Consider the following 8,507-nt stretch of genomic DNA (forward strand, 5'->3'; position numbering starts at 1 on the left):
GTCGGCCTCTTGCATTAGCTAATCTCGAGCTACGGCTCAGACCCAGCCGTCGTTCGAGTTGGCCTGTTCGGCTTGAGCTGCTTTTTGCTCAAGAAGCAGGGAGAGAATGCGGTTCATGTCGTCTGGAGATGAGTACGTAATCTCAATCCTCCCCCGCTTCTCGGTTCCCTTGATATCGACCTTAGTCTCAAAGCGATTTTCTAGATTGCCCAACAGCGGTGACCCAGCCCAAACGCTGGCCTTTTGCTTGCGTGGTTTTTTGGCAATATCGCTAGTCTTCAGCGCTACCAGTTCTTCAGTAGAGCGCACCGACAGTCCTTCGGAGATGATTTTATCGGCCAAGGCTTCCATGTCTTCTGGAGTTGAGAGAGCCAGGAGAGCGCGGGCATGCCCTGCTGAGAGCACACCTGACTCAACTTTCTTCTGAACTACCGGAGGCAGTTTAAGTAGGCGAAGCATATTGGCAATTTGTGGGCGAGACTTTGAAACAGACTTCGAGAGCTCCTCTTGAGTCATTCCAAATTCGTCCATCATCTGCTGATAGGCCGCTGCCTCTTCCAAAGGATTAAGGGCTACGCGATGCAAGTTTTCCAGTAAGGCATCACGGAGCATATCGTTGTCGGCAGTGGTCTTAACAATGGCAGGAATCTTCTCGATGCCAGCCATTGTCGTTGCACGCCAACGCCGTTCGCCCATGATGATTTCATAATGGACGTCTGGCGATTGAGCTTTGCCCTCTTCCAGCTTTCGCACCACGATAGGCTGCAACAGACCTACCTCAGTAATCGAGTGCGAAAGTTCAATCAGTTCATCTTCGTCAAAGATGCGACGCGGCTGATCCGCATTAGCCTGGATGCCACTCACCGCAAGCTCGGCCAAATACCCACCCTGCACGGGCTGCAAGCCGGCATCAGCAGATTCAGCAGTAACTGATGCAGTAGGTGCCTTAGAGGCTTCTGAGGGGGCTTCGGTGGGCTTGGAGGTATCTATTACCGTTTCATTCTTGACTGGTTTACTAGATAATGTTTCACGTGAAACATTTTGCTCAGCACCACCAAAGAACAAATCGCTAGGATGCTCAAGGTCACTGAGCTTCGGGACTGACATGCGGTTAGGCCTAGTCTTCTTGACCGCTGTTTCACGTGAAACATTTGTCTTTCCAGACTTGTTTGCTCCCTCTCGCGTCTTAGAACTCGCCCCAGCAGTACTTGATTTTTTACCGGCGGAAGCTGTCTCACTTACAGGCTTAGCCCCAGAAGATGTCTTACTGCGGGGAGATTTTGTCGCACTACTCTTCGATGCTTTGCTGGCAGAAGTTTTAGCCGGTGCCTGGTTAGTCTCTACTGAAGCATTATTGCTTTCCGAAGCTGAAGCAGAGGCAGCAGGCTCCGACGCAGTTTCTTCCTGACCTTCTCCAGGCAGTGCAGGGAAGAGCGCACCGAGTCCTTTGCCCAATCTCGAACGTTTCGCCATCACTCACTCTCCCTGTCGCTGTACTTCTTAGCAATTGTATTTATTACTTCTCGTGATCGCTCAGCAATCTCCAGGGCCGCCTCACTGTAGGCAACCGAACCTGCTCCCCGTGGATCATAAGATATAACGCTCTGTGCAAAACTCGGCGCTTCCGAAATCTTAACCGATCTCGGGATAGTAGTCTTCAGCACAATTTGCGGGTAATGTTCTTTGACTTCGTCGTACACTTCGCGGCTCAGCAAAGTGCGCCTATCAAACATGGTAATTATCATAGTAGATACGATGAGCGCTGGATTGTAGTTCTCCTGCACCAGTTCGATAGTATGCAGCAATTGCTGCAACCCTTCGAGCGCATAGTATTCTGCTTGCACTGGAATCAACACCTCATTGACTGCACACATAGCATTCAAGACGAGGAGACCTAAACTGGGCGGGCAATCAATAATTACGTAGTCATAACGCTTAGAACTATTAGACAAGAATTCTTCTAGCGCTGCCTTCAACAAATGATTGCGCTCAGGCAGATTGGCAACTTCGAGTTCTGCGCCGCTTAAGTCTATAGAAGCGGGTACTACGTCCAGATGCTTAAAGTGGCTGCTAGTCTGTTTAGCATCCTGAATGCTGACCCTGCCCTCGATAACATCGTAGGTAGTTGGACGGTCAGGAGTGCGCTCAATACCGAGACCCGTCGAAGCGTTTCCTTGCGGATCCATATCAATAACCAGTACCTGAGCACCATACTCAGCAAGCGCACAAGACAGATTGACGGTCGTTGTCGTTTTACCGACACCACCCTTCTGGTTGGCCACTGCTATAAGCCGAGTCTGCTTGGGCTTGGGAAACTTGATATTCTGGAGAGCGGCGTAGCGACTCGACAGATTAGCAATCTCAGCGCCGACGGATGAATTACCATCATTGTCTGCGAAGATTCGTTTTAGCACATCTGAAGCCGACTCTATCTTCGGCTTCGGCGGCAGCTTCAAGTCTGAGCTCACGCTCGACTGCCGGGGCCGTTCATTAGCCTTTGTCACGTAGCCATCCTCCTTCGTCCTCCTCCAAGTTTCGTGTCACAGCTGGACATGCAACTTATCCCAAAACTTATCCACCAGGCTGTGGATAAGTGTGGACAAGTTGACTCGCTACTTCTCGACTGACATTCAAGCACTAAGAAGGCAACCGTATACAAAGTCAACGGTTCCAACACTTACCAGACCTATCCTACATGACTTTCTCTATAAGAGCATCTGCTGTGGATAACTTTTTGACAGTGCGCAAGCTGTGGATAACTCACTCTATATACACCACAGATGGGATTTGATAATTATTTAGTTTTGTTTCACGTGAAACAATGACAGCGCAACAAAAAAATAGCTTCGGACAAAATCATCTGATCTAAGCGCCCACTGCACAATCAGCGAACGGGTATTCGTCAAAGATGTATTGGCTCACCTAGCTGCAACGTTCTTGCCCAACAACTTAAAATCACTTCGAGCCCATCACAGAATCGCATTAACAGTTATCTGTCTCCAAGGTACGACTGCCTGCAGCAAAATCGTAAACACAATACAAGCGAGCCGCTCAGATTGTTTCACGTGAAACAATTAATGGAGCAACCAGTTCTCAAGTTGCTTTTTAGCAATACAACAACATGAACATCCCGGTAAGTCACAAGTTAAAGCCCGTCGCCAGCGACATCAATCGTAATCATTCGCAAGCCCTTATCAAGATGGATTGTTTACTCTCAACATAATTGCTTCACGTGAAACATTCGAATCTGCACTCAGTCATCTGAACAAATCACAACCTACAACTAACACAACTCTTCCATGAAAGGAAAACCGGATCGGAAGGCTGACGATTGTTTCACGTGAAACAATCCCCTCAAGCCCCCGCTGCTGCCCTAGCAGCATTCGATTTTACCCGTCACACTCGGCAGAATTCACCACAGAAACCCTATAAGTTCCCTATCCACCTGATCACTCTCATGCAGATTACTATGTCTTCCTTGTGACCCATGAATTGTGATTTCACGATAGGTTCTAGCCCGACCACCAAGCAAGTATCTCAAAGATTGAGAAGAGGCATTAGTAATGTTCCCGTCTGAATGTGAACCATCATCGAGATCGCCGAAAATGTTTAATACATCGACCTGCTTATCAGGATAAGTAGTACGTAGTCCCAGTAGAGATTGGAACTCATAGGTCTGCGGAGACGGTAGTCCCTGCTCGTTGAAGGTCATTCGATTAGGTAGGTCATTATTGCCAATGATGCCATTAAAATTGCCGGCCAAATCAGCTTGCTTTATCAGTCGTGGTCGCTGGGCATCGTTTGCCGTGTCTCTCAAGTAATTTAGCAGCACCATATTACCCATAGAGTGCGCAACGACTTTATACTCATCGAAGTAATATTGAGATCGCACGGCCTCGAGGGCTGCCTTGAACCAAGTGCCACAGAGTCGATAATCTGCATTCGTTTTATCTAACAAGCTCACTTCTATCAGAGGGTTTGTCGCATCTTCGGGAATTGCTGCAAGCAATTGTGCCTGCCCCTCAGCGTCGACGTCGACTCTTACCGCTGTCTTACTAACACCCGCGTCTTTGATAGCGTTTACCATGTGCATCTCAGAGAGATAACTGCCGTTCCAACCATGGAGAAAGAAGGTCGGAACCCGAGACTGTACGTACTTCTCTTCTTGCCGCAGTCCGCTAGTAGCAGGCACAATACAGCAGAGCGCAAGCGCCAGCAGCGTGATCAATATACCCAGCACAAGCCTAACCCAGGTATGCCGTTGTTTTGCCACAGTGCCCCTCCTCGGTAAATCCTCTTCTCAGAGCACTCTACCAAGGTCTGGGCTCTGCTCCTAGTTTCATCTCATAAACAAACAGTGCGCCGCAACCCCTGTAAACCGAACTCAAAGATGCGCACCTACCACCGCATGCAAAAGGACAAAGCAATAGAAAGAACAGTCAGCAAAACTGCATCCCACTAAATCTTATCCACAACGACCACGTGCGTGCCTTCGAGCCCCTGCCCGACAGGCGCATCAAATACCCGAGGATTACGCCCTCCACACTTGCGGAGTTCCTTCTCAGCCTTGTCTATTTCAGCCTGCGCCGATTGCCCCTTTAAGGCCACTAATTGCCCGCCAGATTGAACTAACGGGAGCGTCCAGGCGGACAATTTCGTTAAAGGTGCCACGGCTCGACATGTTACTGCAGCAAAAGAAGCGGCCAAGTTCGGCGTATTTCCAGGTATCGAACCGGTTCGATACTGACCCGATACATGCGTTTCGACAGCAGGACTCTTCTTCCGCTTACCGTTCTTCTTCTTACTCGAATTAGCAGTACTCTTAGCAAGAGCAAACAAGTCTTCAGCTCGACTGCGCACAATCGCAACGTTGGTGAGTCCTAGCTCGTTCACCACTTCGTTGAGCCACTCAACTCGGCGTTCCATAGGCTCAATCAGAGTAATCTCATAGTCTGGCAGGCAAACGGCCACAATCACTCCAGGGAACCCACCGCCTGAGCCAACATCGGCAACTCTTCGCGAGCCTGCTGCCTGGCAAGCCTGCTTCACAAAGGGCACAATTGCGGCAGAATTGAGAATATGCCGCTCCCAAATAATGCTGGTATCGCGAGGCCCAATAATGCCCCGTGTCAGTCCTTCGCGCGCTAGCTTATCGTGAAAAAGCTGCAGTGGCTCCAATGCTGGACCCAAGACCGTGCCTAAAAGCTCAGAGCCCTCCAACTGATCAGGTACAGGGCCCGACTCTATAACAAGTCCACCAATTTGCGCCTGCTCAGAATCAGTCATCGGCTGAGTTCTCTGTCTGCAGCTCGTTTTCAACAATCTGATCTTCAACTACCGGCTCTAAATCTGCATCGTCAGCAATCGAATCATCTTCTACAACAGCGGTAGACTTGGCATAAATCGTGACGTACCGTGCCGGCTCTTCACCATGCGAGCGAGACTTCAGCCCCTCTTCGCGGACTAAATCGTGTACAATCTTACGCTCAAAGGAGTTCATCGGGGCTAAATCAACCGACTCTCCGCTCTCGTTAGCCTCATCGATTGCATCGAGCGTGGTCTGACGCAACTTCAAACGCTTTTTCCGCAAAAATCCGTCCACATCAATAATCAAGTGAGAACGCTCACCTGTGCGCTGTTGCACAGCCAGGCGTGTGAGACGCTGCAAAGCATCAACGACTTCGCCGTCTTTACCTATTAACTGCTTGATGTCGCTGTCATCGTCTGCCACAACCTGCACTGTAGGCCGATGGTTACGCACGCCCATCTCAATATCGCCCTCATAATCGATAATATCAAGGAAATCTTCCAAGTAATCAGCAGCGATATCAGCTTCTTCGTTCAGCTGTTCCATCGTTTTGTTCTGATCCAACTCTTGTGACATCTACCATGCTCCTTACTCGTGTGACTCTCCCATCGCTTCATCTTGAATGTACCTTCGTCAGGCAGATCTATCATTGACCAACCGATTCAAGCAACCCGAGGTAAGCGACAAGTTCGTTCTCTCTTCGAGAATACTCATGGGCGCACCCAAGCCGAAACAAGGCCGCGCCCTGTCCGTTAATTTTTTCGACGCTTACGACGAGGCTGTTCGCGCTGGCGAGATACCTTCTTGCCAGAACGTGCCTCGTCTTCCAACTCCTTGAGCTTCGCAAGCTCTTCCTCTTCAATAGAGGGCAGACCCTTACGGGCGCGACGAGCACTCTCACGCTTGTAGTCGCGTTCCTTCTTCTCTTCAGCAGCTGGGGAACCTGGAGTTGGCATGTGATATACCTGATACAAAGTCTGACCCAAGGTCCACACGTTGTTTGTCAGCCAGTAAATCAACACTGCGAAGGGGAAAGCAATACCTGAGAAAATATACATGACAGGGAATAGGTATGCCATCATCTTCTGCATCTTATATTGCTGGCCGTTCATGGAAGCGCGGGGCATGTTCTTACGAATATTGTGGAACTGCGAATAGAACATAGCTAAGCACATGAGTGCAATGAAGACTACGATAACCACTTTGCCGGCACCCTGGGCAGTGACCAAATTATCAGAAATGCGCAAGCCAAAGAAGCTGGTCTTCTCAAATTCCGAAGCTACTTCTTTTGTAAAGGCTCCAAGGGGCTCGTGGGTTCCGCGCGCAATGAAAGGCACCGCAGAAAGCACATAAAACATGGTGGCGAAGACGGGGCTCTGAATCAGCGCAGGCAAGCACGAACCCGCAGGATTGGCATGATTATCTTGGTAGAGCTTCATTGTCTCGCGGCTCATGGCTTCGCGGCTAGCCGGATCCTTCTTGCCCTTATACTTATTCTGAATTTTCATCAGCTTGGGTTGGATGGCTTGCATACGCCGCATCGATTTCATCTGTTTGATGAAGAGCGGCAGGATAAGCAAACGAATCAAGATGACCAGAATCACCACTGACAGCGCCCAAGCTACTCCAGGTCCGTCGTTGAACCCAATGAAGGTCAGCGCCTTGTGGCACCAGACCATCACGTACGTCATCAACCACTCGATCGGGCGCAGAATCTTATAGAAGAATCCGAAGAAACCCTGATCGAAGGTAAAGGTGTTATAGCTACGAAACATCGTTAGATAGTCTCCTTAGGCGATGCTGACAATGAGCGCCCTACCTCGGTCGTTGTCTGCTCTTGCAGTGGTTCTAATCTGGGCTCTTCGTGGGCTGCGGACCAACTACATCGGTAACACAGGGAAAACTGCGCTGGCACATCGTCGATACCACCCGCGCTCCAAGGTCTGCACCGCAAAAGCCGCAGGGTAGCTAAACTGATGCCACGAACTGCACCGAAGTGTTCCACGGCGGTCACTGCGTATTGAGAGCAAGTTGGATAGTAGCGGCAGCTGGGCGGCGATAAAGGCGAAATTTTACGCTGATACCAGTCCAGTGCATGTAAGCAAACTTTCGCAAATGGCGAGACGCGGCGCGAAGAACCAGCGTTGGAACTTCTATCAACGCTAATCTGTCGAGCTTGTGCTTCGCTCATACTTGTCCGCCAGTCTGTTGCGTGGGTTGTCTGCTCCCTTGAAGCTGTTGCTTATGTACGCCTTGTGAATGCTGAGGTGCATGCTGGTGAGTTTCATTTGCTCGAAGAGCTACATCTTTGAAAAGTTTCGCCACCTGCATATCTAAAGAAGCAAAGGAGGCGTGCGCTGCGCTGGGCTTGGCACGTATAACCAAATCGCATGACTGCGGTAAATCGGCCTCGTGTCGAGCGGCAACTGCGCGGAAACGACGCTTGACTCGGTTTCGGGTCACCGCCTTACCTACAGCTTTTGAAACAGCAAGCCCCATTCGTCGACCGCGCGTTTCTGAACCATCCTGACTGGGTCTACGGTTGTTGGCAGCCTCATCTCCAGTCAGGAGGTGTAGGACAATATCTCGGCTGGAGACTCGCTTACGCCGCCGTAAAACCGCGGTGAATTCACGATGACTCTTCAGCCGTTCCACCTTGAGTTGCCTATCGTTTCAAGTTCAGGCGGAGAGGGACTTGCGGCCCTTTGCGCGGCGACGGTTAATCAGCGCGCGGCCCGAGCGAGTACGCATACGTGCGCGGAAGCCGTGCTTCATGTGACGGCGACGGTTATTGGGCTGGAAAGTCCTCTTCATAGTCAATGCTCCTGTTATATAGCCGTGCTAAGGCACAGCTCCTCATGAGTCCAAGCTCTACTAAATTACTAGCTAAGGGGGACTTAGGCAAAAACTGACTGCCATTTTGCCTAGAGCACACCCGACTTAGAGGGTAGGTGAAGACCCTGTAAAGCCTTGTTATTGCAGAGAAAAGGCCTCACAAGTTATCCACAAATCACACGTCTGTTATTCACAATTAGCCCCTTACAACACGCGAGCCTGTGGATAAGTGACGATGGTGCGTGCCATTATAGATAAGCAGTTTTACCTTCGCTAGGCAGTAGACCGAGGTAACACCTTGTGCTGCCCCTCGGCAGTGAGGCTGGCGATTGAGCAAACGACTAGTATTAGAGAGGAGCAGGCT

General features: G+C 50.2%; 9 protein-coding genes. All 9 read right to left on the bottom strand.

Annotated features, from left to right (window positions below):
• Positions 1 to 36: 36 nt before the first annotated feature.
• The gene (locus R8377_RS07740; RefSeq protein ID WP_317642921.1) at positions 37 to 1,473 is read right to left on the bottom strand and encodes a ParB/RepB/Spo0J family partition protein; all 1,437 of its coding nucleotides are present in this window, start codon (positions 1,471 to 1,473) and stop codon (positions 37 to 39) included.
• Positions 1,473 to 2,432 (bottom strand): ParA family protein, encoded by a 960-nt coding sequence (locus R8377_RS07745; RefSeq protein ID WP_317643746.1) that lies wholly within the window; start codon positions 2,430 to 2,432, stop codon positions 1,473 to 1,475. Before R8377_RS07745 ends, R8377_RS07740 begins: the two co-directional genes overlap by 1 nt.
• 980 nt (positions 2,433 to 3,412) lie before the next feature.
• Entirely contained in the window at positions 3,413 to 4,273 is an 861-nt protein-coding gene (locus R8377_RS07750) for an alpha/beta hydrolase (RefSeq protein WP_317642922.1), read from the bottom strand.
• 185 nt (positions 4,274 to 4,458) lie between these two features.
• Positions 4,459 to 5,286 (bottom strand): 16S rRNA (guanine(527)-N(7))-methyltransferase RsmG, encoded by an 828-nt coding sequence (locus tag R8377_RS07755; RefSeq protein ID WP_317642923.1) that lies wholly within the window; start codon positions 5,284 to 5,286, stop codon positions 4,459 to 4,461.
• Positions 5,279 to 5,884 carry a Jag family protein gene (locus tag R8377_RS07760; protein ID WP_317642924.1) on the bottom strand — a complete coding sequence of 202 codons (606 nt, stop codon included), beginning with the start codon at positions 5,882 to 5,884 and terminating at the stop codon, positions 5,279 to 5,281. The genes R8377_RS07755 and R8377_RS07760 overlap by 8 nt, the downstream gene beginning before the upstream one ends.
• 176 nt (positions 5,885 to 6,060) lie before the next feature.
• Positions 6,061 to 7,083 carry a membrane protein insertase YidC gene (gene yidC / locus R8377_RS07765; protein ID WP_317642925.1) on the bottom strand — a complete coding sequence of 341 codons (1,023 nt, stop codon included), beginning with the start codon at positions 7,081 to 7,083 and terminating at the stop codon, positions 6,061 to 6,063.
• A gap of 2 nt (positions 7,084 to 7,085) precedes the next feature.
• Positions 7,086 to 7,475: a membrane protein insertion efficiency factor YidD gene (gene yidD, locus R8377_RS07770; RefSeq protein ID WP_317643747.1), complete on the bottom strand. Its 390-nt coding sequence runs from the start codon at positions 7,473 to 7,475 to the stop codon at positions 7,086 to 7,088.
• A gap of 20 nt (positions 7,476 to 7,495) precedes the next feature.
• Positions 7,496 to 7,963 carry a ribonuclease P protein component gene (gene rnpA / locus R8377_RS07775; RefSeq protein ID WP_317642927.1) on the bottom strand — a complete coding sequence of 156 codons (468 nt, stop codon included), beginning with the start codon at positions 7,961 to 7,963 and terminating at the stop codon, positions 7,496 to 7,498.
• Between the two features lie 24 nt (positions 7,964 to 7,987).
• Positions 7,988 to 8,122 carry a 50S ribosomal protein L34 gene (rpmH, locus tag R8377_RS07780; protein ID WP_033491033.1) on the bottom strand — a complete coding sequence of 45 codons (135 nt, stop codon included), beginning with the start codon at positions 8,120 to 8,122 and terminating at the stop codon, positions 7,988 to 7,990.
• Between the last annotated feature and the right edge of the window lie 385 nt (positions 8,123 to 8,507).

This window comes from Bombiscardovia apis (assembly GCF_033095945.1).
GTDB classification, from domain to species: Bacteria; Actinomycetota; Actinomycetes; order Actinomycetales; family Bifidobacteriaceae; genus Bombiscardovia; species Bombiscardovia apis.